Annotated in this window: 19 protein-coding genes and 1 pseudogene; 15 read left to right on the top strand and 5 right to left on the bottom strand. The window is 36.4% G+C overall.

Annotated features, from left to right (window positions below):
- Positions 1 to 180: 180 nt before the first annotated feature.
- The gene (locus JCM19034_RS18510; protein ID WP_370622230.1) at positions 181 to 1,101 is read left to right on the top strand and encodes a PAS domain S-box protein; all 921 of its coding nucleotides are present in this window, start codon (positions 181 to 183) and stop codon (positions 1,099 to 1,101) included.
- Positions 1,089 to 1,625 (top strand): ATP-binding protein, encoded by a 537-nt coding sequence (locus tag JCM19034_RS18505; RefSeq protein WP_062052108.1) that lies wholly within the window; start codon positions 1,089 to 1,091, stop codon positions 1,623 to 1,625. Before JCM19034_RS18510 ends, JCM19034_RS18505 begins: the two co-directional genes overlap by 13 nt.
- Positions 1,626 to 2,060: 435 nt before the next feature.
- Here the strand turns inward: JCM19034_RS18505 and JCM19034_RS18500 are convergent, their stop codons facing one another.
- Entirely contained in the window at positions 2,061 to 2,303 is a 243-nt protein-coding gene (locus tag JCM19034_RS18500) for a hypothetical protein (RefSeq protein WP_062052106.1), read from the bottom strand.
- Positions 2,304 to 2,648: 345 nt separating this feature from the next.
- On the opposite strand from JCM19034_RS18500, the gene JCM19034_RS18495 reads away from it, so the two are divergent.
- From JCM19034_RS18495 to JCM19034_RS18460, 8 genes are all read left to right on the top strand, one after another.
- Positions 2,649 to 3,026: a YmaF family protein gene (locus tag JCM19034_RS18495; protein ID WP_062052104.1), complete on the top strand. Its 378-nt coding sequence runs from the start codon at positions 2,649 to 2,651 to the stop codon at positions 3,024 to 3,026.
- Positions 3,027 to 3,268: 242 nt separating this feature from the next.
- Complete coding sequence (locus JCM19034_RS18490; RefSeq protein WP_062052102.1) at positions 3,269 to 3,973, top strand: hypothetical protein; 705 nt, start codon at positions 3,269 to 3,271, stop codon at positions 3,971 to 3,973.
- 140 nt (positions 3,974 to 4,113) lie between these two features.
- Positions 4,114 to 4,482, top strand: coding sequence for a hypothetical protein (locus tag JCM19034_RS18485; protein ID WP_062052100.1), 369 nt, complete (start codon positions 4,114 to 4,116; stop codon positions 4,480 to 4,482).
- A gap of 22 nt (positions 4,483 to 4,504) precedes the next feature.
- Positions 4,505 to 4,654 carry a hypothetical protein gene (locus JCM19034_RS23590; protein ID WP_231687036.1) on the top strand — a complete coding sequence of 50 codons (150 nt, stop codon included), beginning with the start codon at positions 4,505 to 4,507 and terminating at the stop codon, positions 4,652 to 4,654.
- A gap of 244 nt (positions 4,655 to 4,898) precedes the next feature.
- The gene (locus JCM19034_RS18470) at positions 4,899 to 5,132 is read left to right on the top strand and encodes a hypothetical protein (protein ID WP_062052094.1); all 234 of its coding nucleotides are present in this window, start codon (positions 4,899 to 4,901) and stop codon (positions 5,130 to 5,132) included.
- On the top strand, positions 5,114 to 5,299 hold the full coding sequence (locus tag JCM19034_RS25355; RefSeq protein ID WP_082394222.1) for a DUF2262 domain-containing protein: 186 nt from the start codon (positions 5,114 to 5,116) through the stop codon (positions 5,297 to 5,299). Before JCM19034_RS18470 ends, JCM19034_RS25355 begins: the two co-directional genes overlap by 19 nt.
- A gap of 272 nt (positions 5,300 to 5,571) precedes the next feature.
- Complete coding sequence (locus JCM19034_RS18465) at positions 5,572 to 6,291, top strand: nucleotidyltransferase domain-containing protein (protein WP_062052092.1); 720 nt, start codon at positions 5,572 to 5,574, stop codon at positions 6,289 to 6,291.
- 113 nt (positions 6,292 to 6,404) lie between these two features.
- On the top strand, positions 6,405 to 6,713 hold the full coding sequence (locus JCM19034_RS18460) for a TIGR04104 family putative zinc finger protein (protein WP_062052090.1): 309 nt from the start codon (positions 6,405 to 6,407) through the stop codon (positions 6,711 to 6,713).
- A 92-nt stretch (positions 6,714 to 6,805) separates the two neighbouring features.
- Here JCM19034_RS18460 and JCM19034_RS18455 read toward each other — a convergent pair whose 3' ends face one another.
- From JCM19034_RS18455 to JCM19034_RS18445, 3 genes and pseudogenes are all read right to left on the bottom strand, one after another.
- Positions 6,806 to 7,873, bottom strand: a complete 1,068-nt coding sequence (locus JCM19034_RS18455) for an aromatic acid exporter family protein (protein ID WP_062052088.1) — start codon at positions 7,871 to 7,873, stop codon at positions 6,806 to 6,808.
- Between the two features lie 18 nt (positions 7,874 to 7,891).
- Positions 7,892 to 9,189: pseudogene (locus JCM19034_RS18450) on the bottom strand (glutamate-1-semialdehyde 2,1-aminomutase).
- A 40-nt stretch (positions 9,190 to 9,229) separates the two neighbouring features.
- Positions 9,230 to 9,439, bottom strand: a complete 210-nt coding sequence (locus tag JCM19034_RS18445) for a sporulation histidine kinase inhibitor Sda (protein ID WP_062052086.1) — start codon at positions 9,437 to 9,439, stop codon at positions 9,230 to 9,232.
- A gap of 142 nt (positions 9,440 to 9,581) precedes the next feature.
- On the opposite strand from JCM19034_RS18445, the gene JCM19034_RS18440 reads away from it, so the two are divergent.
- The 4 genes from JCM19034_RS18440 to perR all read left to right on the top strand — a co-directional run bounded on the left by JCM19034_RS18440 (position 9,582) and on the right by perR (position 11,427).
- Positions 9,582 to 9,956, top strand: a complete 375-nt coding sequence (locus JCM19034_RS18440; RefSeq protein ID WP_062052084.1) for an ion channel — start codon at positions 9,582 to 9,584, stop codon at positions 9,954 to 9,956.
- An 86-nt stretch (positions 9,957 to 10,042) separates the two neighbouring features.
- Positions 10,043 to 10,516: a thioredoxin-dependent thiol peroxidase gene (bcp, locus tag JCM19034_RS18435; RefSeq protein WP_062052082.1), complete on the top strand. Its 474-nt coding sequence runs from the start codon at positions 10,043 to 10,045 to the stop codon at positions 10,514 to 10,516.
- 65 nt (positions 10,517 to 10,581) lie between these two features.
- The gene (locus JCM19034_RS18430) at positions 10,582 to 10,884 is read left to right on the top strand and encodes a cyclic-di-AMP receptor (protein WP_062052080.1); all 303 of its coding nucleotides are present in this window, start codon (positions 10,582 to 10,584) and stop codon (positions 10,882 to 10,884) included.
- A 102-nt stretch (positions 10,885 to 10,986) separates the two neighbouring features.
- Positions 10,987 to 11,427 carry a peroxide-responsive transcriptional repressor PerR gene (perR, locus tag JCM19034_RS18425; RefSeq protein ID WP_062052078.1) on the top strand — a complete coding sequence of 147 codons (441 nt, stop codon included), beginning with the start codon at positions 10,987 to 10,989 and terminating at the stop codon, positions 11,425 to 11,427.
- 166 nt (positions 11,428 to 11,593) lie between these two features.
- Here perR and JCM19034_RS18420 read toward each other — a convergent pair whose 3' ends face one another.
- Positions 11,594 to 11,950 (bottom strand): YgzB family protein, encoded by a 357-nt coding sequence (locus tag JCM19034_RS18420; RefSeq protein ID WP_062052076.1) that lies wholly within the window; start codon positions 11,948 to 11,950, stop codon positions 11,594 to 11,596.
- Positions 11,951 to 12,107: 157 nt separating this feature from the next.
- Between JCM19034_RS18420 and JCM19034_RS18415 the strand changes: the two genes are divergently transcribed.
- The gene (locus tag JCM19034_RS18415; protein ID WP_231687035.1) at positions 12,108 to 12,980 is read left to right on the top strand and encodes a nucleotidyltransferase-like protein; all 873 of its coding nucleotides are present in this window, start codon (positions 12,108 to 12,110) and stop codon (positions 12,978 to 12,980) included.
- Positions 12,981 to 13,131: the final 151 nt, after the last annotated feature.

The raw sequence follows: 13,131 nt of genomic DNA, 5'->3' as shown, positions 1-13,131 counted from the left end.
CCCTCCTCTGATAAATTCCATAGTGAAAACTATATTTTCAATAAAGAACTATTGACATTAGCGGTTATAATAATAAGATGTAGTAGGTATTCACATTTAATAGAAAGCAAATTGCTTAAGAGGAGACACCAATTAAATGAAATGTTCCCAATACCCCGATAAGCGTAAAATCTTAGAAGAATATATAGATCAATCTTTAAAGTCATTTTTTACATATACCCTAATTCAATTTGGGTGTTGGATTTAGATTTCAATTTCGTTCATCTCAACTCAGCTTGTGAGCAATTAATCAGTTATAATATAGAAGAGTTTACTAGCCTTTCACTTTCAAAAATAGTACATCCGAAATTCCTCGAAATGACAATGAAGCTTTTTAATCAATCATTTTATAAAAAGGTGGAGAGCTTCGAGTCAACATTGATTAATAGGTTTGGTCATAGTATTGGGGTGAATTTTACGAACATCCCTATTATTGTAGAGAATGAGGTTATTGGAATATACAGCATTATTAATGAAATAACTGAATTCATGCAAGCCGAAAGAAAAGAAACAGAGGTAGAACAAGCATATTCAGAGAATAAATTCCGCTCTGTTTTTGAATCTTCTAATGATGCAATTATTCTTACAGATTATGAAATGAGAATTATCGCATGGAATAAAGCAGCCGAGCTAATATTCGGATATGAAGAGAGAGAGGTACTTGGGGAGCCTCTAGAATTTATGATTCCTGAACGATTTCGAGAAGGACATAGACAAGGTGTCGAGCGATATCGTTCAACAGAAGAAGCTAAGGTAATTGGTAAGACCGTGGAGTTGTTTGGGTTGCACAGGGAAGGGCATGAATTTCCTCTTGAACTGACCCTCAATACGTGGAAGGATGGCACGGATATGTTTTTTAGTGCCATCATTCGTGATGTCACTGAAAGACAAAAGGCCCAAGAGTTATTCCTGAATTCTGAGAAGCTGTCGATAGCGGGACAATTGGCAGCTGGAATCGCTCATGAAATTCGTAATCCGCTTACCGCAATTAAAGGATTCATTCAACTATTGCAATCTCAATCTAAAAAAATCAATACTTTGATATTATCATGTCTGAAATGAATAGAATCGAAACAATATTAAATGAATTATTGGTATTAGCAAAGCCTCAAGCGACTAAATTTGCAAGTCAGGATGTAATTGAACTATTGTCAAGTGTCGTCACTTTATTTGAAACTCAAGGCAATTTAAATAACATTCAAATTGCTGAGGAATATTTGGCTACCGATAGAATGATTGAATGTGATGAAAATCAGATCAAACAAGTTTTTATTAATTTTATAAAAAACTCAATGGAGGCAATGACTACGGGTGGTGGCAAAATAACTTTACATGTTAGCAATGAAAACGCCGATTTCATTCTAATTCGGGTAATTGATGAGGGGTGTGGTATTCCAAACCACGTACTGGAAAGACTAGGTGAGCCTTTCTATAGCACAAAGGAAAAAGGAACTGGTTTGGGTATGATGGTGAGTAATAAAATTATCAAGGATCACAAGGGAAAAGTGAATATTATTAGTGAGATAAACAAAGGAACAACAATTGAAATATGGCTTCCAGTTTCAAAAGGAGAGCTGGATCTCTAATTGAATCTTATTATGCAAAAGGTGCTTATATGGAAGTAGAACGATAAAAACAACAGTATCTAATGCTGTAAAGTACAACGATACTTGTAATAGCTGAACTAGCAAAAGACGATTGCTTTTATAGCGATCGTCTTTTTTTGAATTCATCCTATTCAAAAGATATATGTTTTCCACAATTATGCGATTACGGAAGAAAAGTAACATTTTATAAGATGGCTTTTTATTTTGAGATCCACTTAAATGCGTTGAATAGGGTATATCTACAACTACATAAAATAACTTTTTGTAACAAAAGTTCAATTTAATGGTAGTTAAGAACAAAAGTTACCCGATTAATCTTTGCTCGCTTTGCAATATGATTAACCGTTAATTTATTCATTAAGTTGTTCAAATACAGCATAGAGAAGGAACTGAGATAGCTAGCCAGCTTTGAATTTAAAATGATCCGCCACCATAATCATAAGGTGAGTACTGATCTCTTGGAAAACAACGGAACACCCATCGACATTCACGGACCCAACGACATCTAGGTTGAAAAGGAGGATAGTAAGGCTGCCCATACTGCTGCTGTCCGAAAGGCTGGGCAAAACGTTGTTCGTCGTGCTGCTGTCCATCTACCATATTTTGATTATAAACCAACTGATTATTGTAAGGTACCATTCCATTTGGATAATTCATGTTAATTTCTCCTTTATAATTTGATTGTGTAGTACATTACACTATATGATTCTCGAGATGAATGTTCATAGACTTCTACCTATATACAAGCCTAATTTTTGGGTATTTGATCTAATCATTTCTTAGTTCAATTAAAAATAGCTACGATAACTAGAAGGTGAAATACACTGATAACCAAACAATAGCAGTTACTTTTTTATTTACTTTCCTGCTTAAAAATTCTTTGTATAACAAAGTAAATGGCGTGAAAAATAGGCTACCTACTTCTCGTCTTCTTCTAATATTCGCACTTTTTTTATGTTTAACATAAAATGTAAAAACTGAAGTGAAAGGATGAGGGCTTAGATGACAAGCGTACCAGTAACTGGATTTCTTTATCATTCTGATGAAGATAGCTGTGAACATTCACATAGACTTTTTATAACTTCATGGGATGGCAGGCCTGTTCATACCCATGAATTTAGAGGAGTAACATCATTTGATGTAGGGCATGACCATCGTTATGCTGGAACAACAGAACCGGCTCCTAATGATGTACAACATACACATCATTATCGCACTTTTACTAGCTTTGACGCACGACATCGACATGAAATTCAAGGTGTTACTGGACCAGCAATTTTCCTCCCAGAAGGAGGGCATTACCATGAATTCAGTGGAGTAACGACTGTTGACGGTGATACTCCACATAGACATAGGTATAGTGGGCGAACTAGCTTTTAGGAGGTTAGGATTTTTTTTGTGATAATGGGTAATTTAAGATCTATATAAAAATAACTGTAGGAGCTGTTGTTTTTCGGCAGCTCCTTGTTCTGTTATATCAACAGTCCTAAAAAAGACCTAGAGAAATTCAAGAAGAGATACGACAGTTTGAGCATCATAAAGGAGAAAATTTCCCTTGTTATAGCTGAACGTTTCTAATTTATGGTAATATAAAAGTAATCTTTTAGAAGAGGTGAGTTTAGTTGAGTATAGATGAGAAGAGTACAAAGTTAGATTTAGAGAGAATTGTTTTTATTGGAAGAACCTTTGAAGAGTATGTTGAGATGTTCTCGCTTTCAGAAGAAGAACTGCAAGGAAAGAAAATACTCGATTGTCCAGCAGGAGCTTGTTCATTTACTGCTATTGGTAATAAAAAAGGTATAGACATTACAGCCTGTGATATTGCTTACGATCATTCGAGTGAAGCCTTAAAAAATAAAGGAATACAGGATATTGCACACGCAATGGAGCATGTGCAAAAAGCCGAAAGCAATTACAGATGGGATTATTTCAAAGATATAGAAGGTCTTAGAAACCATCGATTAAACGCCCTACAAGATTGTGCCAAAGATATGAAGGAATGTAGAGAAAGATATGTTCCAGTTACCTTACCTGATTTACCATTTAAGGATGAGGAATTTGATCTTCTTCTCTCTGCACATTTTCTATTTATGTATGCGGATAGGCTAGATTATGATTTTCACATAGAAACGCTAAATGAGTTAGTAAGAGTTACAAAAGAGGAAGTTCGTATTTTCCCATTGGTGGATTTAGAGGGGAAAAGATATGAGCATCTCGATAAAATAATAAAGTATGTAACAAAGAATGGCTGCACCGTTGAAGAAGTGAACGTTCCTTATGAGTTTCAGTTAAATGCTAACTCGATGTTAAAAATAGTAAAAAATTGAACTAACTTAGTGCATCCCTTCTACACAAGGGATGCTTTTTCGAAACAACCTCCCATTATATTTAAGTAGTTAGAACTTATTGTTGAACGGACTTACCTCGATATGATGGATCTCGAGTAAGTGTGAGAAAGGACATAATAATGGATTGGAATGATAATCACATCGTAAAACGAGAAAAAACAAAATTATTAACTAAAATTGGCTGTTTTTTCGGTGTAGTCACTTTAGGACTTCTAGTTATTATTATAGTAGCTTGGTATCTCTTATCGCCCCAAGAAACCGAGCTAAAGGTAAGCGATTCTCCCAATAATATAAACTCAATCAAGATTGTTAAAATAGATGATTTTCCCGACCCTACCATAAGGATTAATTACGATAATAAAAGTATCATGAAAACAAAAATACCAGACAAAATATCTATTGAATGGGAAAATGACTATGAAGCTATCGTCATCCTTACAAGACAAGGAAGAGAACCAGATATTGTTAAGATAGAGTTTGGGAAATAACCATGAAGATGTGGGAGAGTGTTTGGAAGAGACTGGACTAAATGTAGAGGCAAAAGAAATTTGGAATGTATCAATATATATAGGGGAAAATCATCAACATGCTGAATGGGATTCTCATGTTCATGTTGTTGTTCATCTATTCTTCTGTTCCATAATAGATGACATTTTTTGAGGAGTCAGAACAGCAAGATTTCCCAGATGTTTCAATAAGGTATTATACATTAAGTGAAATAATCAATTCAGTGATTAAAACTGGTTTTACTTTACAAAGATTTGATGAACATCGTGGATGGAATGATGAAAATATACCTTGGGAATTTACTATATTAGCTAGTAAATAAACAGAAGTTTGTTCCACTAAAGGGTGCGAGCGGGCAGAATACAAAAAACAAGTTAACATGGAAAGGGAAAATAATATGAAGGAGCATTTAAAGTTTGATTCTGAACGAAAAGAATTCACAGGTAAAATTGAACTTATTAATAAATTTTTTGATATTACAGTTTCTATTGAAGAATCCAATGTGGATGATGTATTTAAAGCAGTAGAAAACACATTAAATATAATAGTACAGCATGAGGCGATTATAAAAGAAAGAATCTCTCGGGACTTGCTTGATTTACATAATGATACATGGAATGGAGGGAAATAATATCTCAGTCAGATTTCATAAGTCGTATTCAACTTGAGGGTATCTTATTTTTCTGTGAAGGTAATGCAGGATTACATTATAATGACGGAGACTTATTTTGGGGACATACAATAGTTGCGGATATATCTGAAAAAGGACAATATGAAACCTCACAAATTTATGGCTGATAACTTACTCTAAGTTTGTACAGCTAGAGGAGACTTTATGTAATAAAGCAGGGATTTTTTATAATACCGGTGAAAAACAGCAAGTTATTCGAATAGTGTCCTTTTCATTTCTGCACTTTTTCCATTTATCTTCACATACAACACTTATACAACTTAAGATCAAATGTAGTTTTTTCTGCGTTATTATGTATCCCTGTATTAAGTCTACCGAGGGGATAGCTTTTTCTTATTGAATTACAGCAAGTTAGTAGAATAAATAAGAGGTGAAAACAATGAGGGAATTAAATAAGTTAGCCCCTATCGAAGCTGCACACGAATTTATTAATAAGTATTTCCCGAATTGTCAAGCAGCATTATTAGCAGGAAGTGTGGTTCGCGGGGAAGCAACTGAAACCTCTGATCTTGATATTGTTATTTTTGCGAAAAACCTAAATTCATCTTACAGAGAGTCATTAATTGATTACGGTTGGGCTATAGAGATCTTTGTACATAACTTAACCTCTTATAAGAAATTTTTCCAAATGGACTTTGAAAGAGCAAGACCTTCAATGCCAAGGATGGTTTCAGAAGGAATCGTCCTAAAAGATGAAGGAATCATTAATTCCATAAAAAAAGAGGCAAAGGATATATTAATTAACGGTCCAAAAGAATGGTCAGAAGAAACTATAAATACAAAGAGATATTTTATTACGGATGCATTGGATGATTTTATAGGCTGTTCTAAGAGAGCAGAAGAATTATTTATTGCTAATACACTCGCTGAATTAGTAAGCGAATTCGTTTTGAGAACAAACCGCCAATGGATGGGTGCATCAAAATGGATCATTCGTTCTTTAAGAAATTATGATGAAGAATTCGCAAATCATTTTGTAGAGGCTTTTGATATTTTTTATAAAACCGGTGAAAAACAGCAAGTTATTCAAATAGTTGATGATGTCTTACAGCCCTTTGGTGGACAGTTTTTTGATGGGTTTTCTATAGGGAAAAACTAATTGGTATTTTTACTAAACAGTGCATTCCTCCAACAAGGAATGCTTTTATTTATCAACATAAAAGGGAATAATGTTAAACTATAAAGAGATGTAGTGGATACAGGAGGTGAGGTATGAGCTTACCAAAATGTAATGGCTGTCATAGTCGAATACAGTGGAAAGATGTAATGAAATCATATTGGTTCGGCTATAAACCAATTCAATGTCAAAAATGTAAAACGAAACATCAGTTTCCTTTGTCATCAAGGATCACATCTGTCATTTCTCAAGGCTGTTTGCTATTCATAATATTTATTCTTCTTCAATATCAGCGAAATGTATTCTTAGTGGTTACGATCTATTTAGTAACAACCTTTTTCATTACTGCACTTTTTCCATTTATCTTCACATACAAAACTAATACAACTATAGATCAAAATTAGATCATTTTAAATCATTCAAAAAAGCTCTAGATATTTCAAAAAAAGCAACGGCTCCGCACGTTACACGTTTATCAGAACCGCTTCGCCAGTTGCTATACTTTTACTTTATTCTCGCTCGTATGGTAGCTAAAAAAGCTATCCATTAATTGCTCGAGGTGTTCGAGTTGCTCTTGGTATTCCATTAGCTGAGTGATGATAGGTAATGTGTGCATCCATTCCTCTGACGTTAACGTCCCGTTATCACGTAAGACGATTAATTGGTTGAATAGTAATTCTTTGCGTTCATTTAAAATTGATTTTGTTGGGTCGGTCTTCTCGACATGAGATTTACCGACATAGTGCAGCAATAATTGTTCATGGTAGGCCGTTAACTCGTAAAGCTGCTTCTCTAGCAACGTATGGACTTCTGGTGCTTGCTCATGAAGGTTTCCTAAGCGACTTTCTAAGTTTTTAAGGACGAATAGTGATTTCCTTGTTGTTAGTGCCATTTGCCGGAATAGGACGACTTTACGTGCTTTCGCGTATTTATTCCGCATAAAGTAATTCCGTTCCTCCTTGTAATAGAGGAAGAGGCTGTCGATGGCCACTAATTTTTCCTCAAGGTGTCCGATATCCTTTTTGAGAGCCTGGTGATCAGCACTTTGCCGAATAAATAATTGCAGCCAACGGTGAATTTCTTCTGATACGTCTAGAAGCTTTTGATAAAGCTTCGTTTCGTATTTTGGCGGAATAAAGAGCAAATTAATGACAAAGGCTGAGCAAACCCCCAATAAAATCAATGAAAATCGACTTAAGGCAAATTCAATAAAATGAGCATCAGGACTTTCCATAATAATGATGATTGTTACAATCGCAATTGGAATCGTTGTTGGCTCAAGCTTAATTTTCAAAATAAGGGCAATCGCTAAAACGACGGTTAACCCGACCACAAACGGATCAGCCCCTAATGTTAGCACGAACAGGACGGCAAGAGCCGCTCCGATTATATTTGCTTGAAATTGATCGACGATCGTTTGAAATGTACGATAAATCGATGGTTGAACGGCGAGTGCAGCAGTCAATGCGGCAAAGGTCGGAGGCTCAAGTCCGATCCAACTGGCGATATAGAGTGATAGAATAACCGCTAAACCAGTTTTAAAAATACGAGCACCTAATTTCATCTTGATCCCTACTTGTATTTAATTTTCTGCTTTCATAACAGCAAACGTTTCATCGACGGCGACTAACGTTCTCTCTATATCTTCATCAGTATGTGCAATCGTTAAAAACCATGCTTCATATTTTGATGGTGCTAAATTGATTCCTCTTTTTAACATTTCCCTGAAAAATACGGCAAATTGTTCACTGCTTGATTGCTCTGCCTGTTCATAATTGGTAATCGTTTCGTTCGTGAAATAAACAGTTAATGCTCCTTTCAAACGATTGATCGTAATCGACTGGTTATGTTTCTCCGCTAGCTTTAAAATGCCATCCTCTAGACGAGCTCCTAGGCGATCAAGTTCATCGTAAATGCCTTCCTCCTGTAAAACCTCAAGGCAAGCAATACCAGAACTCATCGAAGCAGGATTTCCGGCCATCGTTCCAGCCTGGTAAGCAGGACCGAGCGGAGCTACTTTTTCCATAATATCTGCTCTTCCACCATAAGCCCAATCGGTAAACCACCGCCGATGATCTTTCCAAGTGCCGTCATATCAGGTTCAACGCCAAGTAAATTTTGAGCACCACCATACATGAAACGAAAGGCTGTTATCACCTCATCATATATGACTAATGCACCGTGCTCATGTGTAAGAGTATTCACCGCTTCTAAAAAGCCTTCCACCGGCTCGACGATGCCAAAGTTACCGACAATCGGCTCGACCAGAACCGCAGCTACTTCGTCTCCCCATTTCTCGAGTGCCTGTTTATAGGCATCAATGTCATTGAAAGGAACGGTAATCACTTCTTTAGCGATGCTTTTTGTTACACCAGCAGAGTCAGGGGTACCGAGTGTTGATGGCCCCGATCCAGCAGCAACAAGCACAAGATCGGAATGACCGTGATAGCAGCCGGCGAATTTAATAATTTTGTCTCTACCTGTGTATGCCCGTGCAACACGAATCGTCGTCATAACTGCTTCAGTACCAGAATTAACGAAGCGAACCTTTTCTAATGAAGGGATTGCTTCTTTCAGCATTTTCGCAAATGTATTTTCTAATTTCGTAGGTGTCCCATAAAGGATGCCATTTTCGGCTGCTTTTTGAATCGCATTTGTTATATGTGGATGAGCATGTCCTGTAATAATTGGACCATAAGCCGCTAAATAATCAATATATTGATTCCCATCAACATCCCAAAAGTACGCACCCTTCGCCCGCTCCATAAATATCGGCGTACCACCGCCAACCGCTTTGTATGCCCGTGAAGGACTATTCACCCCTCCTAAAATATGCTCTTTCGCTTCTTTATAATAATGTTCTGATTTCGACCAATTCACAGTGATCTCTCCTATCCATTAATCCATGTCATGATAGTATTCAATCATAGTTGGATAACGAGGGCAAGTGCTGCTTATTAGAAATTGCTGATGAGGTATATAGTATGGATGAATTAGATATCTTTACATGTGATTCGAGATTACGTCTTTTTAGTTCATCTGCTATTAGTAAAATAAAGTCTGTAGGTAACTTTTCTCTCTTTGCTTGAAAATACACATGTAACAGCTGTTCATCTGTTAATTTGTGCACGAATTCCGCCTCCACTCCTTAAATATAAGTACGAATGTTCCGTAGCTATTTTACCAGTAAAAAAGTAGAAAAACTATGAAAAAATTAACATTCTACTGCAGATTGTTTCCTCATATACGTAGAAAGTAAGGGAGGCGGACAAATGCAGCTGCTCGTCATTACGATATTATTAATATCTACAATTGGAACGATTGTAAGCTTGTTAATGCTCTTGCGATATCAGCCTAAGCCTTCAACTCATCTCGTATCGTTAAGACATCTTGCGTTGCTTATACTCGTCTATTTAACGTTAATCTCATCTTTTGCGATTCTTTATACCGGTATTGAATTAGTTGGCATTCAAGTGATTGAAGGAGAAACGACTAGTATAATCGATATCATCTATTTTAGTGCGATTACGATGCTATCAGTCGGATATGGCGATATTGTCCCAGTTGATGGGGCGAATATTTGCGATTGTCCAAGCACTCATCGGCTTTCTTCTTCCTGCCGCATTTGTTATGAGTACATTTCTTAATACTAGGAAATAAGTCGGTAGTTGTATTTCTTTGTCGCATCGGCTACTCTAGAAGAAAGAAAAAGTGTAGAAAAAAGGGAAGGGTGATGAGCATGATAGTTGGACAACCTGCACCAAGCTTTACTTTAGAAGATGTATCAGGAGAGCGTGTCTCATTAGAAGACTTTCATGGTAAATATGTCATTTTATATTTTTACCCTAAAGATATGACACCAGGATGTACGACACAAGCGTGTGATTTTCGCGACCGTATCGATGATTTCTCTGACTTAAACACGGTTATCATTGGCGTAAGTCCAGATCCTATTTCAAAACATGAGAAATTCAAAGAAAAGTATAACTTGCCATTTTATTTATTAGCTGATGAAGACCATCAAGTAAGTGAATTGTATGATGTTTGGAAATTGAAAAAGAACTTTGGTAAGGAATATATGGGGATTGAACGCTCAACATTTGTGATCGATCAGGATGGAACGCTCATTAAAGAATGGCGGAAAGTTCGCGTGAAGGACCATGTCGAAGAGGCGTTGTCTTATATTAAGGAAGTAGTAGAAGAGTAGTGCACATAAGCACCAATTACTGAATAGAAGAATATATGTAAATAATAAGGTTGAGGGGGATTGCGATGAAACTGCTTGTATGTATTATAGATAATTTCTATCGTGATGAGGTTGAAAGGCAACTGAAACAGAAGGAATATCGCATGACTGAGCTTGCAAGTTCGGGCGGATTTTGGCGTAAAGGTAATACAACCTTCTTATTTGGGGTGGAGGAACAGGATGTCCCTGCTTTAAAGGATGCAATGAAAGAAGCCTGTCTTCAATTAGAAAAGAAAAAGCAACGAAAGAACACTCAAGCTCATCGTTTTACGTCATTCTTGGTTGACGTGAAGGATTCGGCCCCGTTTCTGGCAATGAGTCAGCAGTAGCGAAGAGATATTCCTCCAATCACCTTGATTGACAACGTCTCGATTCGATATTATACTTATTATAAAGTAAGAATGGTTTTTTAGAAAGAGAGGTGCATGACTATGTCTGGTCATCGCTTACAGGATGCACTTGAAATGCTGAAAAGTACTCGTGTGCGTATGACTCCTCAACGTCATGCGATTCTAGAATTCCTATTTGAATCAATGACCCATCCAACGGCTGATGATATATACAAAGCGTTAGAGGGACGTTTTCCAAATATGAGTGTCGCGACTGTTTATAACAACTTACGCGTCTTTAAGGAAGCTGGTATCGTAAGGGAGTTAACGTATGGTGATTCATCGAGTCGCTTTGATTCAGTTACATCAGATCACTATCACGTTATTTGCAAGGAATGTGGCAAGATTGTCGATTTTCACTATCCAGGTTTAGATGAGGTAGAGACACTTGCGGAGCATGTAACAGGATTTAAAGTGTTAAATCACCGCATGGAAATTTACGGTATATGTCCGGATTGCCAAAATAAAAATAAGCAACATTAAAGGTGGAACTCAATCGGATCAAATCTGTTTGGGTTCTTTTTTTTTACAATTAGTGCTTTGTTAGACATGAGAAAAAGCAATGAGAAGCCAACTTATGTGGCTCCATTGCTTTTTGCGTTAGCTCGTAAATGAGAATGTATTCATGATAATGATAGTCAATTATCACTTAGTGCTTCAATTTCTTCTTATTATAAGCTTCATCGAACTCCTTACCTTCTAATGACTTATCTAATGTTAATGGTTCATTGCAATGCATACAAGCATCTACACGCCCGAGCATTTTCGTTGCACCACTACAATTTGGACAAATAACCTGTACCGTTTTCGTTGATAGCATGCCAATCCAAAAATAAACGACCGTGCTAGACATAACAAATAACAGTCCAAGCAGCATCGTGATGATCATAATCACTTGAGATTCACGAAAGAAGATCCCGATATACATCACTAATATCCCGACAAAAACAAGACCTAAGGCAAAGGTTCTGATTTTGTTGATTTTATTTGAGTATTTCAATCCCATCCTTTTCCCTCCTTACTCTTCCTACTAATTATACCATAGAAGAAGTAACAGGAAATTGACAGAGAAATGAATTGTCTTTAGAAGGATTTTTCTAGTAATGGGAGAATAGTTATTATAAGTTTATCGTTCATAATAGGGAATAGGGAGTGAAGGTAGTATGGTGATCAATCAATCTCTTCGTCAATTATACCAAAAGTATGCGAGCCAAGACGGGACTTTAGCAATTATTGTGGTGGAGAAAGCGAATGTACCATTAACGATAACGGATGGATTTGATGTGATCATTCTATTAGTAAAAAGTGATGCCAATCATTCATGGGATATTCAGCATTATATGCTTGAGAATAAAACAATCTCGTTCCACTCTCTTACTATAGAAAAGGTTTATCATTCATTGCTATTAGGAAATCATCGCCGGTTAATTGATTGGATTGTGAACGGAGAAATTGTGTTTGACCGGAATGAATGCTTACGTAAGATTAAGGAAAGAATTGATACATTACCTGAGGGAGACCGACAAAAGAAGCTGACGATTCAGTTCAGTAAATTATTAAGAAGGTTTGAAGAAGGAAAAACCTTTTTCCGTGAAGGGCATTATTTTGATTCGTACAATCATATGATGCATGCCCTTCATCATTTAGCACGTTTGTCAGTCGTCAATCAAGGGATCTATTCTGAAATTGCCGTTTGGGAGCTAGTGAAGAAAATCGATCCACCGATTTATAAATTATATCAGGAATTATTTTATAGTAACGAATCAGTTGAAAAGCGAATAGAATTATTATTGTTGGCGACCGAGTTAGCGATCCAATCTAAAATAGAAATCGGAACGCAGCATTTCTTTTATGTATTGCACAAAATGAGCCGTGCATTAACAATGAATGAGCTGATGCAAATAGAAGAATTCTCTACCTATCAAGTTGATTTAGAATTACTCGTTAGCCATCTAGTTGATAAGAGAAAGCTTAAAGTCGAGGAGCGAGAAGTTGGCAGCTCTGGATACAAACAGTTTTTTTATTTTGTAGATTAATTTTTTTGAAAAGAGTATTGACGTTATGATTTGTAGATGGTATATTAGTATTCGTCGCTGCAACAAGCGATTAACTGCTTTAAAAAAAGTTGTTGACATCGATGATTGATTGATGTTATGATATGAAAGTCGCCAAAAACGACAACGGCAC

The organism is Bacillus sp. JCM 19034 (assembly GCF_001310635.1).
In the GTDB taxonomy this organism is placed as follows: Bacteria; Bacillota; Bacilli; order Bacillales; family Bacillaceae_D; genus Halalkalibacter.
The sequence above is the reverse complement of the archived record's forward strand: the minus strand, read 5'-3'. Positions and strand labels throughout refer to the sequence as shown.

Excerpts from the sequence above, each read along its gene's own strand:
- JCM19034_RS18500 (WP_062052106.1), bottom strand. The coding sequence starts at position 2,303 with ATGAATTATCCAAATGGAATGGTACCTTACAATAATCAGTTGGTTTAT.
- JCM19034_RS18465 (WP_062052092.1), top strand. The coding sequence starts at position 5,572 with ATGAGGGAATTAAATAAGTTAGCCCCTATCGAAGCTGCACACGAATTT.
- JCM19034_RS18485 (WP_062052100.1), top strand. The coding sequence starts at position 4,114 with ATGGATTGGAATGATAATCACATCGTAAAACGAGAAAAAACAAAATTA.
- JCM19034_RS18440 (WP_062052084.1), top strand. The coding sequence starts at position 9,582 with ATGCAGCTGCTCGTCATTACGATATTATTAATATCTACAATTGGAACG.
- JCM19034_RS18470 (WP_062052094.1), top strand. The coding sequence starts at position 4,899 with ATGAAGGAGCATTTAAAGTTTGATTCTGAACGAAAAGAATTCACAGGT.
- JCM19034_RS18505 (WP_062052108.1), top strand. The coding sequence starts at position 1,089 with ATGTCTGAAATGAATAGAATCGAAACAATATTAAATGAATTATTGGTA.
- JCM19034_RS18420 (WP_062052076.1), bottom strand. The coding sequence starts at position 11,950 with ATGGGATTGAAATACTCAAATAAAATCAACAAAATCAGAACCTTTGCC.
- JCM19034_RS18455 (WP_062052088.1), bottom strand. The coding sequence starts at position 7,873 with ATGAAATTAGGTGCTCGTATTTTTAAAACTGGTTTAGCGGTTATTCTA.
- JCM19034_RS18430 (WP_062052080.1), top strand. The coding sequence starts at position 10,582 with ATGAAACTGCTTGTATGTATTATAGATAATTTCTATCGTGATGAGGTT.
- JCM19034_RS18460 (WP_062052090.1), top strand. The coding sequence starts at position 6,405 with ATGAGCTTACCAAAATGTAATGGCTGTCATAGTCGAATACAGTGGAAA.
- perR (WP_062052078.1), top strand. The coding sequence starts at position 10,987 with ATGTCTGGTCATCGCTTACAGGATGCACTTGAAATGCTGAAAAGTACT.
- JCM19034_RS18495 (WP_062052104.1), top strand. The coding sequence starts at position 2,649 with ATGACAAGCGTACCAGTAACTGGATTTCTTTATCATTCTGATGAAGAT.
- bcp (WP_062052082.1), top strand. The coding sequence starts at position 10,043 with ATGAGCATGATAGTTGGACAACCTGCACCAAGCTTTACTTTAGAAGAT.
- JCM19034_RS25355 (WP_082394222.1), top strand. The coding sequence starts at position 5,114 with ATGGAATGGAGGGAAATAATATCTCAGTCAGATTTCATAAGTCGTATT.
- JCM19034_RS18415 (WP_231687035.1), top strand. The coding sequence starts at position 12,108 with ATGGTGATCAATCAATCTCTTCGTCAATTATACCAAAAGTATGCGAGC.